The 13,595-nt window shown below is 64.6% G+C and carries 16 protein-coding genes; 12 read left to right on the top strand and 4 right to left on the bottom strand.

Going from position 1 to position 13,595, the window contains the following annotated elements; translation table 11 throughout:
* Nucleotides 1–21 precede the first annotated feature (21 nt).
* On the bottom strand, nucleotides 22–444 hold the full coding sequence (locus ACOCG7_RS17065) for a type II toxin-antitoxin system HicB family antitoxin (protein WP_114162125.1): 423 nt from the start codon (nucleotides 442–444) through the stop codon (nucleotides 22–24).
* Nucleotides 445–512: 68 nt separating this feature from the next.
* Complete coding sequence (locus ACOCG7_RS17060; RefSeq protein WP_340638536.1) at nucleotides 513–731, bottom strand: type II toxin-antitoxin system HicA family toxin; 219 nt, start codon at nucleotides 729–731, stop codon at nucleotides 513–515.
* A 517-nt stretch (nucleotides 732–1,248) separates the two neighbouring features.
* Here ACOCG7_RS17060 and ACOCG7_RS17055 point away from each other — a divergent pair.
* The 10 genes from ACOCG7_RS17055 (at nucleotide 1,249) to ACOCG7_RS17010 (ending at nucleotide 10,056) form a co-directional block, all read left to right on the top strand.
* Nucleotides 1,249–1,977 (top strand): YebC/PmpR family DNA-binding transcriptional regulator, encoded by a 729-nt coding sequence (locus ACOCG7_RS17055; RefSeq protein ID WP_083085213.1) that lies wholly within the window; start codon nucleotides 1,249–1,251, stop codon nucleotides 1,975–1,977.
* A 256-nt stretch (nucleotides 1,978–2,233) separates the two neighbouring features.
* On the top strand, nucleotides 2,234–3,532 hold the full coding sequence (gene purD, locus ACOCG7_RS17050) for a phosphoribosylamine--glycine ligase (protein WP_073429534.1): 1,299 nt from the start codon (nucleotides 2,234–2,236) through the stop codon (nucleotides 3,530–3,532).
* 254 nt (nucleotides 3,533–3,786) lie between these two features.
* Nucleotides 3,787–4,710: an oxygen-dependent coproporphyrinogen oxidase gene (gene hemF / locus ACOCG7_RS17045; RefSeq protein WP_073429533.1), complete on the top strand. Its 924-nt coding sequence runs from the start codon at nucleotides 3,787–3,789 to the stop codon at nucleotides 4,708–4,710.
* Nucleotides 4,711–4,738: 28 nt separating this feature from the next.
* Nucleotides 4,739–5,524, top strand: a complete 786-nt coding sequence (locus ACOCG7_RS17040; protein ID WP_235004882.1) for a nicotinate-nucleotide adenylyltransferase — start codon at nucleotides 4,739–4,741, stop codon at nucleotides 5,522–5,524.
* Between the two features lie 4 nt (nucleotides 5,525–5,528).
* Complete coding sequence (gene rsfS, locus ACOCG7_RS17035) at nucleotides 5,529–5,981, top strand: ribosome silencing factor (RefSeq protein WP_114162124.1); 453 nt, start codon at nucleotides 5,529–5,531, stop codon at nucleotides 5,979–5,981.
* Nucleotides 5,982–6,038: 57 nt separating this feature from the next.
* Nucleotides 6,039–6,509, top strand: coding sequence for a 23S rRNA (pseudouridine(1915)-N(3))-methyltransferase RlmH (gene rlmH, locus ACOCG7_RS17030; protein ID WP_063495252.1), 471 nt, complete (start codon nucleotides 6,039–6,041; stop codon nucleotides 6,507–6,509).
* 354 nt (nucleotides 6,510–6,863) lie between these two features.
* A complete protein-coding gene (locus ACOCG7_RS17025; protein WP_073429531.1) occupies nucleotides 6,864–7,493 on the top strand; it encodes a Maf family protein in 630 nt (209 codons plus the stop codon).
* A gap of 9 nt (nucleotides 7,494–7,502) precedes the next feature.
* A complete protein-coding gene (gene rng / locus ACOCG7_RS17020; RefSeq protein ID WP_073429530.1) occupies nucleotides 7,503–8,972 on the top strand; it encodes a ribonuclease G in 1,470 nt (489 codons plus the stop codon).
* A 552-nt stretch (nucleotides 8,973–9,524) separates the two neighbouring features.
* Nucleotides 9,525–9,740 carry a hypothetical protein gene (locus tag ACOCG7_RS17015; RefSeq protein WP_083085225.1) on the top strand — a complete coding sequence of 72 codons (216 nt, stop codon included), beginning with the start codon at nucleotides 9,525–9,527 and terminating at the stop codon, nucleotides 9,738–9,740.
* 49 nt (nucleotides 9,741–9,789) lie between these two features.
* Entirely contained in the window at nucleotides 9,790–10,056 is a 267-nt protein-coding gene (locus ACOCG7_RS17010) for a hypothetical protein (RefSeq protein WP_083085227.1), read from the top strand.
* Here the strand turns inward: ACOCG7_RS17010 and ACOCG7_RS17005 are convergent.
* Nucleotides 10,028–10,525, bottom strand: a complete 498-nt coding sequence (locus ACOCG7_RS17005; protein ID WP_114162113.1) for a GAF domain-containing protein — start codon at nucleotides 10,523–10,525, stop codon at nucleotides 10,028–10,030. The genes ACOCG7_RS17010 and ACOCG7_RS17005 overlap by 29 nt on opposite strands.
* 90 nt (nucleotides 10,526–10,615) lie before the next feature.
* Entirely contained in the window at nucleotides 10,616–11,047 is a 432-nt protein-coding gene (locus tag ACOCG7_RS17000) for a TOBE domain-containing protein (RefSeq protein WP_114162112.1), read from the bottom strand.
* A gap of 251 nt (nucleotides 11,048–11,298) precedes the next feature.
* On the opposite strand from ACOCG7_RS17000, the gene ACOCG7_RS16995 reads away from it, so the two are divergent.
* Together ACOCG7_RS16995 and ACOCG7_RS16990 are read left to right on the top strand one after the other, a co-directional pair.
* Nucleotides 11,299–12,888 (top strand): SH3 domain-containing protein, encoded by a 1,590-nt coding sequence (locus ACOCG7_RS16995; protein ID WP_347143151.1) that lies wholly within the window; start codon nucleotides 11,299–11,301, stop codon nucleotides 12,886–12,888.
* Nucleotides 12,889–13,095: 207 nt separating this feature from the next.
* The gene (locus ACOCG7_RS16990) at nucleotides 13,096–13,572 is read left to right on the top strand and encodes a VOC family protein (RefSeq protein WP_114163441.1); all 477 of its coding nucleotides are present in this window, start codon (nucleotides 13,096–13,098) and stop codon (nucleotides 13,570–13,572) included.
* Nucleotides 13,573–13,595 lie beyond the last annotated feature (23 nt).

The raw sequence follows: 13,595 nt of genomic DNA, 5'->3' as shown, positions 1-13,595 counted from the left end.
TTGCCGCCGGGCATGTGCGTGTCAGGCCGGAACGATCGACAACTCGAGTCGCTTTCCCAGTGCGGCGAGCGCCGCCGCGATCGTGTCGATCTTGGTCGCGTGACCGAGGTCGATCACACGCTGGATGTCCTGCGAACGCGTGTGAAGGCGCCTGGCGAGTTCGGCAGGCGACACTTTTTGCGCCAGCATCTCGTTGAGCAGCAGCACCTTTGCGGCCAGGCTGGCAGGCAATTCGATCAGCGTTTCGCCGCGCCGCACCTTTGACGGCAACGGCACCGGGCGCTTGTCTTCGAAGTAGAAATCCATCGCGGTCGCCAGCGCGTCGGCCGCCATTTCACGCGCTTCCTCGAGTGTGCCGCCGCTGGTCAGCGCCTCGGGAATGTCACGAAAGGACACGGTAAAACCGCCTTCATCCGGTTCGATGCGTGCGGGATAGCGAAACATAGGTCAATCTCCGGTGGTGCGTAAGGGAAAGGCTCGGGCGGTGACGAAGCCCCTCGCGGGGCTTGCCTCTATTTGCATTTCAGTTGTTTGAGAATTGCTTGACGAAGCGGCTCCGAGATCTCATGAGCGGGATGCCTCGGCAGCGTGGTCTGCCGACCGTTCAGATACACCTTCAAATGCTTGCTGCCTTGCTGGAAAGTCGCTCCCTGGTCAGCGAGCCAACGTCTGAACTCGCTTTGCTTCACCGGCCCTCCTGTGTCCGTGAACACAGCGCCAATTATAAGCATAAATGTTTACAAACGAAGCGCCTGCGGCCGCCTGAAAAACCCGCTTGGCCAGGTCCATGTGCGCCGACGAGCCGCTGCCGCCTGCTTTCCGCGCACTTTCCCGCCACGCGCCCCTCTGCCACGCCCCATCGGCGTGATAAAATTCGAATCCGCTCAAGGAGCGGCTCAACTTGCACCGCCCGCTTGCACCATCGGCACCCGCGCCTCGCGCGTCGCGCCTTTACGCGGAGCCTGTGGTAACCGGCGCGGTTGGAGCGGCACTCAGCCGTGCGCTGGCCGCACGCCTCGTCCCAACCCCAACCGCGCTGCCGACTTTCTGTCCCGTGAGCCGGGGCCGGCCGGGCGTGATCAAGCTGACAGGTCTAAAACCAGACTGACATCGGGCAGCCAGGCGGTCCGGCATGGGGCGGGTCCGACCTCGAGGCGCAAGACCGCGATTCGCACGCGCAAGCGGCCGGCATCGCAACGACAATTGCACAATGCGTGCGCCCCGCTGGCGCGCGCGACGGAGAAAGGTATGGCGGGTCATTCGAAGTGGGCCAACATCAAGCATAAAAAAGCAGCGGCCGATGCCAAGCGCGGCAAGGTCTGGACGCGGCTCATCAAGGAAATTCAGGTCGCGGCGCGCATGGGCGGCGGCGACATCGACTCGAACCCGCGTCTGCGGCTCGCCGTCGAAAAGGCGTACGACGCCAACATGCCCAAAGACAACGTCAACCGCGCGATCCAGCGCGGCGTGGGCGGCGTGGACGGCGCAAGCTACGAGGAAATCCGCTACGAAGGCTACGGCATCGGCGGCGCGGCGGTGATCGTCGATACGATGACCGACAACCGCACGCGCACGGTGGCCGAAGTGCGTCACGCGTTCTCGAAGAACGGCGGCAACATGGGCACGGACGGCTCGGTGTCGTTCATGTTCGATCACGTCGGCCAGTTCCTGTTCGCGCCCGGCACGGCTGAAGACAAGCTGATGGAAGCCGCGCTCGAAGCCGGCGCCGACGACGTCGTCACGAACGACGACGGCAGTATCGAAGTGCTGTGCCCGCCGAACGATTTCCCGAAGGTGAAGACCGCGCTCGAAAGCGCGGGCTTCAAGGCCGAGCTGGCCGAGGTCACGATGAAACCTCAAACGGAAGTCGAATTCACTGGCGACGACGCAGTGAAAATGCAGAAGCTGCTCGACGCGCTGGAGAATCTGGACGACGTGCAGGAAGTCTATACAAACGCCGCCATCGCCGACGAATGAGCGCGCCCCCGCGGCGCGCGGCGCGGGTTCGCACCGAACACCGCGCCACGCCGCCGGCCGGCCCTCGCGTCGTTGCTGAACGGGCGTTGGCGGACGCTAGCGGGTCCTCGCGCCCGCTGCCCGCCACGGTTACTCCGGTTCGCTTATGTGCCCTGCGCCACTTCCCGGCTGCGAGCGCTGTGCGAATCTTGCTGATATCCACGGCTGAGCGCGCGCTGCGTCGGCCGTTCATGGTTTTTAAGTCTCGGGGATTCTCATGAAGTTACTCGTCGTCGGTTCCGGCGGTCGCGAACATGCGCTCGCATGGAAGCTCGCGCAATCGCCGCGGGTCCAGCTCGTCTACGTGGCGCCAGGCAACGGCGGCACCGCCCAGGACGAGCGTCTGCGCAACATCGACATGAGCGAGCCCGCCGCGCTCGCCGATTTCGCCGAGAAAGAGCAGATCGCCTTCACGCTGGTCGGGCCGGAAGCGCCGCTCGCCGCCGGCATCGTGAATCTGTTCCGCTCGCGCGGTCTGAAGATTTTCGGGCCGACCAAGGAGGCCGCTCAACTCGAAAGCTCGAAGGATTTCGCCAAGGCGTTCATGAAGCGTCACGCGATCCCGACCGCAGAATACGAAACCTTCGCCGACGTCGCCGCCGCGCACGCGTATCTGGACGCCAGGGGCGCGCCGATCGTCATCAAGGCCGACGGCCTCGCCGCCGGCAAGGGCGTGGTGGTCGCGCAAACGCTGGAAGAAGCGCACGCGGCGGTCGACATGATGCTGTCGGACAACAAGCTCGGCGACGCCGGCGCGCGTGTCGTGATCGAGGAATTCCTCACGGGCGAGGAAGCGAGCTTCATCGTGATGGTGGACGGCAAACACGTGCTGCCGCTCGCGTCGAGCCAGGACCACAAGCGCCTGCTCGACGGCGACCAGGGCCCGAACACCGGCGGCATGGGCGCGTATTCGCCCGCGCCGATCGTCACGCCGCAACTGCATGCGCGCGTGATGCGCGAAATCATTCTGCCGACCGTGCGCGGCATGGAGAGGGAAGGCATCCGCTATACGGGCTTCCTGTACGCCGGTTTGATGATCGACGCGCAAGGCAATCCGAAGACGCTCGAATTCAACTGCCGCATGGGCGACCCCGAAACGCAGCCGATCATGGCGCGTCTGAAGGGCGACTATTCGAAGGTGGTCGAGCAGGCAATCGCCGGCACGCTCGATACGGTCGAACTGGAATGGGACCGCCGTACCGCGCTGGGCGTCGTGCTCGCCGCGTACAACTATCCTGACACGCCGCGCAAGGGCGACCGTATCAGCGACATTCCCGCTGAAACCTCGGATTCGGTCACGTTCCACGCCGGCACCACGCTCGCGGACGGCAAGCTCACCACCTCGGGCGGCCGCGTGCTGTGCGTGGTGGGCCTGGCGGACTCGGTGCGCAGCGCCCAGTCGGTCGCGTATGAAACGATCAACCAGATTTCGTTCGACGGCATGCAGTATCGGCGCGACATCGGCTACCGGGCGCTGAACCGCAAGCACGACGCCAGGACCGAAGGCAAGCAGTAGGCCATGCCCCACTCGCCCGCGTGCGGCGCCAACGGCGCTACACTGCGGGTTTTCGCGACCGGTTTCGCGGCCGTTTCCGTGCTCATTGCATCAGGCGATGCCGATATCGGCTCATGCGGGCCAATAGCCCGACTGCCCGGCGCGAATCACCGTACCGCCGCGCCTTCGCAGGTTCATCCTGCCGATGGCCCGGCCGTCGCCCTTCACGTAGAACCCGCGGCACGACGAGCGTGCCGCCCTCAGCACCTGCATTCATGAACGATTCGAGCTTCGACGCACAGGCCGTGCGCAGCTGGCTGCAAGGCCTGCAAACGCAGATCGCGGACACGCTGGGCGCGTTCGACGGCACGCCGTTCGCAACCGACGCATGGCAGCGCGCCCCCGGCGAGAAGCTGCGCGGCGGCGGCTGCACGCGGATCCTGGAAGGCGGCAACTTCTTCGAGCGCGCCGGCATCGGCTTCTCCGACGTCGCGGGCGACGCGTTGCCCGGTTCGGCGAGCGCGGCGCGCCCGCAGTTGGCCGGGCGCGGCTTCGAGGCGATGGGCGTGTCGCTCGTGCTGCATCCGCACAATCCGCATTGCCCGACCGTGCATATGAACGTGCGCTTGCTGGTCGCCACCAAGGCCGGCGAGGAGCCGGTGTTCTGGTTCGGCGGCGGCATGGATCTCACGCCCTACTATGGCTACGAGGAAGACGCACGGCATTTTCACCGCGTCTGCCGCGACGCGCTGCAGCCTTATGGCGCGGAGCTTTACCCGAGTTTCAAGCGCTGGTGCGACGAGTATTTCTTCCTCAAGCACCGCAACGAACCGCGCGGCATCGGCGGGATTTTCTTCGACGATTTCTCCGCGCCGGGCTTCGCTCAATCGTTCGCGATGGTGAAGAGCGTCGGCGAGGGATTCCTCGAGGCGTATCTGCCGATCATCGAAAAGCGCCGCAACATTCCATATGGCCAGGCCGAGCGCGATTTCCAGGCTTACCGGCGCGGGCGCTACGTCGAGTTCAATCTGGTGTTCGACCGTGGCACACTGTTTGGGCTGCAAAGCGGCGGACGCACCGAATCGATTCTGATGTCGATGCCGCCTGTGGTGAACTGGCGCTACAACTGGCAGCCCGAGCCGGGCACGCCGGAAGCGCGCCTTTACAGCGATTTTCTCGTGCCGCGCGAATGGGTGTGAGGCCGGGCCGGCCCGCACGCCCCTTCACGTGGACACGACAAAGGATCCTCACCTGAAGCCGAACGCTCATCCTGTCGCCCTGCCTCGCCGGATCGGACTGCTCGGCGGCACGTTCGATCCGATTCACGACGGCCACCTCGCGCTCGCGCGGCGTTTCGCCGAGGTGCTGCGCCTGACCGAACTGGTGCTGCTGCCGGCCGGTCAGCCGTGGCAGAAGTCGGACGTGTCGCCGGCCGTGCATCGACTCGCGATGACACGCGCCGCGGCAAGCGAACTGGTGCTGCCCGGCGTGGCCGTGCGGGTCGCGACCGACGAAATCGAACACGACGGCCCCACCTATACGGTCGACACGCTGCAACGCTGGCGCGAACGCGAAGGCGGGCAAGCGTCGATCGCGCTGCTGATCGGCGCGGATCAACTCGTGCACCTCGACACATGGCGCGACTGGCGGCGCCTGTTCGACTACGCGCACATTTGCGCGGCCACGCGGCCGGGCTTCGACCTCGCGTCGATTCCAGCGGCGCTGGCGCGGGAAATCGACGCGCGCCGCGCCCGCGCCGAGGTGCTGCAAGCCACGCCCAGCGGCCACTTGCTGATCGATACGACGCTGGCGTTCAACGTCTCGGCCACCGACATTCGCGCGCATCTGCGCGAACAGGTGAGCCGGCGGCTCGCCCAGCACGCGAGCGGCGAACCGCAAGACCAGAAACAGCGCGAGCGCGCGCAAGCAAGCCAGGACCAGGCCAAGGCCGTGAGCCATGTCCCCACCGCGGTGTGGGACTATATTCTTCAACATCATCTGTACCACCGGTAATCTCATGGATATTCGCAAACTGCAACGCGTGATCGTCGACGCTCTCGAAGACGTCAAGGCGCAAGACATCAAGGTGTTCAACACCAGCCACCTGACCGCGCTGTTCGATCGCGTGATCGTCGCGAGCGGCACCTCCAACCGACAGACCAAGGCGCTCGCTTCGAGCGTGCGGGAAGGCGTGAAGGAAGCCGGCGGCGACATCATCAGCACCGAGGGCGAGGACATCGGCGAATGGGTGCTGGTCGATTGCGGCGACGCGGTCGTGCACATCCTGCAACCGGCGCTGCGCCAGTACTACAACCTCGAGGAAATCTGGGGCGACAAGCCGGTGCGCATCAAGCTGTCGACGCCCGATCCGTTCGGCGGCGCGCGCTCGAGCGAGCCCGAGGACGAGGACGAGGAAGACGAAGCGCCCGCCGCGAAGCCCGCGCGCAAGGCGACGGCGCGCCGCAAGTAAGCGCGCGTTGCCGGCCCGCCGCGTCGTCCGCAAGACAAGTTCGCGACCGCATTCGTGATGAAACTGCATATCCTCGCCGTCGGCCACAAGATGCCGGACTGGATCGCCACCGGCTTCGACGAATACGCGAAGCGCATGCCGCCCGAGCTGCGCATCGAGCTGCGCGAGATCAAGCCCGAGCAGCGTTCGTCGGGACGGCCGGCGGAAAGCGTGATGGCCGCCGAGCGGCAGAAGATCGAAGCCGCGTTGCCGAAGAACGCGCGCATCGTCGCGCTCGACGAACGCGGCAAGGACTGGACCACCATGCAGCTTGCGGGCGCCCTGCCCGGCTGGCAGCAGGACGGCCGCGACGTGGCGTTTCTGATCGGCGGCGCCGACGGGCTCGATCCCGATCTGAAGGCGCGCGCCGATATGCTGCTGCGCGTGTCGAGCCTCACCTTGCCGCACGCGATGGTCCGCGTGCTGCTCGCCGAGCAGCTTTACCGTGCGTGGACCATCACGCAAAATCACCCCTATCATCGCGCGTGAGCGAAACGGCTGGCGCCGCGCGGCAGGGCGATCGGCTCGTTGCCTCGTTGCCTCGTTGCCTCGTTGCCTCGTTGCCTCGTTGCCTCGTTGCCTCGTTGCCTCGTTGCCTCGTTGCCTCGTTGCCTCGTTGCCTCGTTGCCTCGTTGCCTCGTTGACTTGCGTTGCCGCGCATCTGTGCAAATGCTTATCCCTGCATCAAGCCGTGCGATTACGCACGCGGGTAAGCAGGCAAGCGCGCACGCCTCGCTGAGCGCGCATGCGCCCGCGCGTCGGACTGCGAGCAAGGCTCGCGCGACGCCGCGAGCAACGCGCTCACTCGCAGCTTGACGCCATCCGTTTCATCGAGACCTGTTCATGCCCATGCCCGCCGACTCGCTGCATCCGTTCGTTTATCTCGCCTCCCAAAGTCCGCGCCGCCAGGAGTTGCTGCAACAACTCGGCGTGCGCTTCGAACTGCTGCTGCCGCGTCCCGATGAAGATGCCGAGGCGCTTGAAGTGGAACTGCCCGGCGAGCACGCGCGCGACTACGTGCAGCGCGTGTGCGTCGCCAAGGCGCACGCGGCCCGGGCGCGCCTCGTAGCGGGAGGACATGCCGCACGGCCGATCCTGGTTGCGGATACAACCGTCACGATCGACGACGCGATTCTCGGCAAGCCGGTCGACGCGGACGACGCCGTCACGATGCTCGCGCGCCTCGCCGGACGCGCTCACGAAGTGCTGACGGCCGTTGCCGTGGTGGACGCGCAAGGCGCGCTGCTGCCCGCCGCGCTATCGGTGTCGAAGGTGCGTTTTGCTGCAATGCACGCAGACGCGATCCGTCGCTATGCGGCGAGCGGCGAGCCGCTCGGCAAGGCGGGCGCCTACGGCGTGCAGGGACGCGCCGCCGAGTTCATCGAGCATATCGACGGGTCCTATTCAGGTATCATGGGTTTGCCGCTTTTTGAAACCGCTGCGCTCCTGCGCGCAGCGCGCATCGACTTCTAAAACAACACCATGAATGAAGAAATCCTGATCAATGTCACGCCGCAGGAAACGCGCGTCGCGCTCGTTCAGCAAGGCGCCGTCCAGGAACTTCACGTCGAGCGAACGCTGTCGCGCGGGCGCGTCGGCAACGTCTATCTGGGCAAGGTCGTGCGCGTGTTGCCGGGCATGCAATCGGCTTTCATCGACATCGGTCTCGAACGCGCCGCGTTTTTGCACGTAGCCGATATCTGGCATCCGCGCATTGCCGGCGAACCGCAGCATCAGGCGCCGCATCAGCCGATCGAGAAGATCGTGTTCGAAGGGCAAACGCTGATGGTGCAGGTCGTCAAGGACCCGATCGGCACCAAGGGTGCGCGGCTCTCCACGCAAGTGAGCATTGCCGGGCGCACGCTGGTGTATCTGCCGCAGGAACCGCACATCGGCATCTCGCAGAAGATCGAAAGCGAGGCCGAACGCGAAGCGGTGCGCGCGCGCTTGACCGCAGTGCTGCCCGCCGATGAAAAAGGCGGCTACATCGTACGCACGATCGCCGAAGATGCAAGCAGCGAGGAACTCGCCGGCGACGTCGCGTATCTGCGCAAGACGTGGGCGACGATCATTTCGCAAGGCCAGCGCATGCCGCCCACCAGCCTGCTGTATCAGGATCTGAATCTCGCGCAACGCGTGCTGCGCGATTTCGTCAACGACGAAACGTCGCGCATTCAGGTCGACTCGCGCGAGACGTATCAAATGCTCGCCGACTTCGCCGCGGAATTCACGCCGGCGGTGTCGTCGAAGCTGCATCACTACACCGGCGAGCGGCCGCTCTTCGATCTGTACAACATCGAGGCGGAAATTCAGCGCGCGCTGTCGCGCCGGGTGGAGCTGAAGTCGGGCGGCTATCTCGTGATCGACCAGACCGAAGCGATGACCACCATCGACGTGAACACCGGCGGCTACGTCGGCGCGCGCAACTTCGACGACACGATCTTCAAGACCAATCTCGAAGCCGCGCACACCATCGCGCGGCAATTGCGGCTGCGTAACCTCGGCGGCGTGATCATCATCGACTTCATCGATATGGAAAACGTCGAGCATCGCGACCAGGTGCTGGGCGAATTGAAGAAGGCGTTGTCGCGCGATCGCACGCGCGTGACCGTGAATGGTTTTTCGCAGCTCGGGCTGGTGGAGATGACGCGCAAGCGAACGCGCGAATCGCTCGCGCATGTGCTGTGCGAGCCTTGCCCCGTGTGCCAGGGCAAGGGGCAAGTCAAGACGCCGCGCACCGTGTGCTATGACGTGCTGCGCGAGATCCTGCGCGAATCGCGGCAGTTCAATCCGCGCGAGTTTCGCGTGGTGGCGTCGCAGCAGGTGATCGATCTGTTTCTCGAGGAAGAGTCGCAGCATCTGGCGATGCTGATGGATTTCATCGGCAAGACGGTGTCGTTGCAGGTGGAGTCGAATTTGAGCCAGGAGCAGTACGACATCGTGTTGATGTGAACCGCCATGCATGATCGACCGGCCTGGAATGCGCCAAGGGTGGCCACCGGATTCTCGATCGGCGATGTAATTGCCGCAGTCCTTTTATTCCGTTCGAAAGCGCATGCAATTGGCATTCGGGTCGCCCTGGCGATTGACAACAGGGCGCAACAAACGCCTAACAATTTGGCATAAAAGGTCGCGGCCAACCGTCCGCGCGCCGCTTTTTAAGCCCCGCTCAGCGGGGCTTAATTGTTCTGCGAACCGGATCAGTGTCGATGTTTCATCAAATCACGAAGATGATGCTCCCTGAACCACTGGCTTAGCCGCTCCTCATTGCTGGATGCGGCCCAAATCGCAGCGCCACATGCAACGACGACAATCCCCAACAAAATCGCCAACATTGAATCCGACATGGCGGCCTCCTTATCAGGTTGCGACCATGCTTACATTTTAGGCGATGATCAATCGGCAATTTGACGTTGGCAGTTCGCGGAAAATTAACCTAGTCTATTCGTTAGACGCAAATAAATAGAGCCTTCGGCCGAACACGAGGAATGACACGGGAGATATATGAATATCCTTATCGACCAGGATATTGCGCATATCGGTCGCGTGATGCGGCTGTCGTCGTATGGTGAGCTGGGTGATCCTCATCTCTCAACTCATTACTGGCGACAGCGGCTCAACGCGCTCCTCGATTACGACCACCTCACGCAAGCGCAGCTTCGCGCAGTGGACGGCCTCCTATTGGAACTCGACGAACTCACCGACGACAGTCCGTATTAGATCGGTTCGCTCAAACCGATTGCCAGGCAACGACGAGGAGGGATGTGCCATGCACGCCGATCGAGTTCAATACAAGACATCGACCATCATGCCGCTGGCGCCCATTTCGATACCGGGCTATGCGGCGATGGCCGTGGTGACGCATCGAAACGGCAAGCGGGAGACGTTCGGCATTCTGGGGTACTTTGCGTCCGAGAAGGCGGCCTGTCAGTTCGCTATCGAGTACGCGAAAGCCCGTATCGATGGACGTCGTCGGCCCGTGCCGGGACGCGAAGGCCAACAAGCCGCTACCCCCGCGGCAACGCCGCCTCGATAAACACCGCGCACAACGCCTCCATCCCCTTCGCGTCTTCTTCGTCGAAACGCGCGACGACCGGACTATCCACATCCCATACGCCGATCAGCGTGCCGTCGGGCGCGACGAGCGGCACGACGATTTCCGACTGCGATGCCGAATCGCACGCAATGTGCCCCGGAAACGCGTGCACGTCGCGCACCACTTGCGTCTGCCGGGTTTGCGCGGCCGTGCCGCAGACGCCCTTGCCGAGCGCGATGCGCACGCAGGCCGGCTTGCCCTGGAACGGGCCGACCACCAGTTCCCGGCCGTCGTGAAAGTAGAAGCCGGCCCAGTTCAGATCGCTCAGCGAATGGAACACGAACGCGGAAAAATTCGCGGCGTTGGCGATCCAGTCGGTTTCGCCGGCGAGCAGTGCGCGTGCCTGCCCGATCAGTTCTTCGTATTGCGCGGCCTTGGGCAGATGCGTGGTGGAGGAGACTTCGAACATGGCGACGTCCGTGATGAAAGCGAAAAGAGGAACAGCAAGGCCGTGCAGTTTAAATCAAGCGGCCATTTCGTTCAGCACGGGTGCCGATCCTCATTCGACACCGAGAATCACGCTCGATGCCTTGAAAATCGCCGTTGCCGACTGGCCGCTCGCGAGACCCAGGCGTTCCACGCTTTCGTTGGTAATGATCGCCGCGATGCTTGCGCCGCTCGTCCCGCCCGCGCTGATCGTCACTTCGGAATTCACCGCGCCCTTCGTCACCGCGGACACCGTGCCGGCGATGCAATTGCGCGCCGACACCTGGTGCTTCTCCACGTCGACCATCACGATCACCGACGATGCCTTGACCAGCGCGAACGCCTTCTTTCCTGGCGCAAGCTCAAGCGACGTGGCGCTACCGTGTGTGACGATCGAGACGATCTCGAGACCGTCGTCGGTGCGCAGCGTGACTTCGTCGTTCACCGCGCCGCGTTTGACTGCGGTCACTTCACCGGCGAATTGATTGCGGGCGCTGGTTTGCATATCGTTCTCCTGGTTTCGTGGATACCTGGTTGAAGCAGCCTCGCAAAATGCGTTTCGAGGCAAGGGGTCGAACAAGCAAGGCGAGTGTAGCGGACCACTCGCCGCGCGTGGCGGGATCGTGCGAGGCGCGCTATCGCCTCAGTAACTCCATCCGCTCCGGTCAGCCCCGGCCCGTTTCGATCCGCATCGACCACCCCGCCCCGCCGCGCGACACCGTATCATCGTGCCCTGGACCTTCCACGCCGAACCCTATGCCTGTCGCCGTTTTTTCCCGCCTTGCCGCCGCGTTGCCGAGCGCCTGCCGCGCCGCCGCGCTGTGCACCGCCTTCACCGCTCTGGCGACGATCGCCGCCTGCAGCAACCCCTCGTCGCCGCGCGACGCGCATGTGCCGCTCGACACCGTCGCGCTCTACCCGATCGCCAATTACGACCAGAACGTCGACCACTGGCTGGAGCCGGATAGCCCGAGCTACGACCAGCCGTTCCTGAGCCCCGCCGAACAGCGGGCGCACTTCAAGGCGCTCCACGCGCGCTACTTCGGCACCGGCACGAGCGCGCCCTCGCCGTGGAATTCCGCTTACGTGACGATGCGCGTCTACCGCCAGCAAGGGGCGGACATCGCCGCGTTGCAAGAGCGCCGCATCGCCAAGTTCGACAACACCGGCAAGCGCGGCGCGGCCGTCGGCTACGGCGAAAATTTCCGGCCGCACGACAAGGCGTGGATCGACACCATCGCGCAAAACATGGACGTCGGGCAGTTCACGCAGGAACCCGTCTACCAGCCGGAGCGCCGCGCGATCGCCACGAGCAACCTGATGGTGCGCGAACTGCCGACGACGGACCCCTCGTTCTACGACCACCGTCTGGCCGGCGAAGGCTATCCGTTCGACAATCTGCAAATCTCGGCCGTGCGGCCGGGCACGCCGCTGTACGTATTGGGCGGCAGCGCCGACGGCGCATGGCGCTACGTGCAAACGCCCGACGTGCAAGGCTGGGTGCGCAGCGACGGGCTCGGCATGGCCGACGAGCGCTTCGTCGACAGCTGGCGCGCCGCCGCGGCAAAGTCGCTGGGCGCGGTGATGGTGGCCTCGGCGCCGATGCGTGACAGCCGCGGCGTATTCCGCTTCGATGCGCCGGCGGGCACGCTGCTGCCGCTCGCACCAATCGCGCCCGCCGATCCGCGAGCGGGCAAGGCAACCAGCCCCGACGCCCCCATCGCCCGCAAAGTCCTCGTGCCTGCCCGCGATGCGGACGGCCACGCGCTCATTCGCAGCGCCGAACTCAGCGGCGCGCAAATCGCTCCGATGCCGCTCGCCGCCACCCCGCGTCATCTGGCGACGCTGCTCAAAGCGCTGATCGGCCGGCCTTACGGCTGGGGCAACAGCGGGCTCTACAACGACTGCTCGTCGGAATTGCAAAGCATCTTCGCGGCCTTCGGCGTATGGCTGCCGCGCCATTCGTCGACGCAGATGAGCGCCGGGCGCATGACCGATCTATCGGCGTCCACGCCCGCGCAGCGGCTCGATTATCTGGCCGGGCACGGCGAACCGATGCGCACGCTGATCTACATCGGCGGCCACGTGATGCTTTATCTCGGCAACACGACCCGCAACGGCGTCGCGGTGCCGGTGGTCTATCAGGACGTGTGGGGGCTGCGGCCCGCCGACAACAGCCGGCGCGCGGTGATCGGCGGCTCGGTGATCCTGCCGCTGCTGGAACACATCCCCGAGGACGCCGCGCTGCAATCGCTCGCGGCGACGCCGATTTTCCAGATCAGCATCCTCGGTGCGCCGGACGGCGGCGTGGCAACGCCGCCTGACGACGACAATCCTGCCGGCTGAACGCCTCGCCGGTCCTGGACCATGCATGCGGCCAGCCAGGCGCTGCGTCCGCGGCAGGCGGAAACACACGGAACCGCACACCCGTACTCAAAAATATTTTTCCCGGAGTGTCGATTCAACGGCGCGGTGCTCGTCGTAACGTTGAAGACCTGGCTCGCGCAGCCGGTCTTTCACCTCACGAACCTGTTACTTCAAGGAGTCGCCGTCATGTCCAGCCCCGCTGTCAAACCGATCCCCGAAGGCATGCATTCGCTCACGCCCTATCTGGTCTGCGCGAATGCCGCGGACGCCATCGCGTTCTACGCGAAAGCCTTCAACGCCGTCGAACAGTTCCGCCTGCCCGCGCCGGACGGCCGGGTCATGCACGCGTGCCTGAAGATCGGCGACTCCATGCTGATGCTGACCGACGAATGGCCGGAGCATCAAACGTTCGGTCCGAATTCACTGAAAGGCACGCCGGTCACGATTCATCACTATGTGCAGGATGTCGACGCCAGTTTCAGGCAGGCGGTCGAAGCCGGCGCCACGGTGACCCTGCCCGTGACCGACATGTTCTGGGGCGACCGCTACGGCCAGTTGAAAGACCCGTTCGGCCATAGCTGGTCGCTGGCCACGCACAAGCGCGATCTGAGCATGGAAGAGATTCAGGCCGGCATGCGCGACATGCAGTGCGGTCAGCCGTGAACCGCACGCGCCATCCATAAACA

The sequence above is a fragment of the Paraburkholderia sp. DD10 genome (genome assembly GCF_049177125.1).
Taxonomy (GTDB): Bacteria; Pseudomonadota; Gammaproteobacteria; order Burkholderiales; family Burkholderiaceae; genus Paraburkholderia; species Paraburkholderia terricola.
This window is presented reverse-complemented; position numbering and strand designations above follow the sequence as displayed.

Excerpts from the sequence above, each read along its gene's own strand:
- ACOCG7_RS17055 (WP_083085213.1), top strand. The coding sequence starts at position 1,249 with ATGGCGGGTCATTCGAAGTGGGCCAACATCAAGCATAAAAAAGCAGCG.
- rlmH (WP_063495252.1), top strand. The coding sequence starts at position 6,039 with ATGAAACTGCATATCCTCGCCGTCGGCCACAAGATGCCGGACTGGATC.
- purD (WP_073429534.1), top strand. The coding sequence starts at position 2,234 with ATGAAGTTACTCGTCGTCGGTTCCGGCGGTCGCGAACATGCGCTCGCA.
- ACOCG7_RS16995 (WP_347143151.1), top strand. The coding sequence starts at position 11,299 with ATGCCTGTCGCCGTTTTTTCCCGCCTTGCCGCCGCGTTGCCGAGCGCC.
- hemF (WP_073429533.1), top strand. The coding sequence starts at position 3,787 with ATGAACGATTCGAGCTTCGACGCACAGGCCGTGCGCAGCTGGCTGCAA.
- ACOCG7_RS17025 (WP_073429531.1), top strand. The coding sequence starts at position 6,864 with ATGCCCATGCCCGCCGACTCGCTGCATCCGTTCGTTTATCTCGCCTCC.
- ACOCG7_RS17000 (WP_114162112.1), bottom strand. The coding sequence starts at position 11,047 with ATGCAAACCAGCGCCCGCAATCAATTCGCCGGTGAAGTGACCGCAGTC.
- ACOCG7_RS17065 (WP_114162125.1), bottom strand. The coding sequence starts at position 444 with ATGTTTCGCTATCCCGCACGCATCGAACCGGATGAAGGCGGTTTTACC.
- ACOCG7_RS17010 (WP_083085227.1), top strand. The coding sequence starts at position 9,790 with ATGCACGCCGATCGAGTTCAATACAAGACATCGACCATCATGCCGCTG.
- ACOCG7_RS17060 (WP_340638536.1), bottom strand. The coding sequence starts at position 731 with ATGCTTATAATTGGCGCTGTGTTCACGGACACAGGAGGGCCGGTGAAG.
- ACOCG7_RS17005 (WP_114162113.1), bottom strand. The coding sequence starts at position 10,525 with ATGTTCGAAGTCTCCTCCACCACGCATCTGCCCAAGGCCGCGCAATAC.
- ACOCG7_RS17015 (WP_083085225.1), top strand. The coding sequence starts at position 9,525 with ATGAATATCCTTATCGACCAGGATATTGCGCATATCGGTCGCGTGATG.
- rng (WP_073429530.1), top strand. The coding sequence starts at position 7,503 with ATGAATGAAGAAATCCTGATCAATGTCACGCCGCAGGAAACGCGCGTC.
- rsfS (WP_114162124.1), top strand. The coding sequence starts at position 5,529 with ATGGATATTCGCAAACTGCAACGCGTGATCGTCGACGCTCTCGAAGAC.
- ACOCG7_RS16990 (WP_114163441.1), top strand. The coding sequence starts at position 13,096 with ATGTCCAGCCCCGCTGTCAAACCGATCCCCGAAGGCATGCATTCGCTC.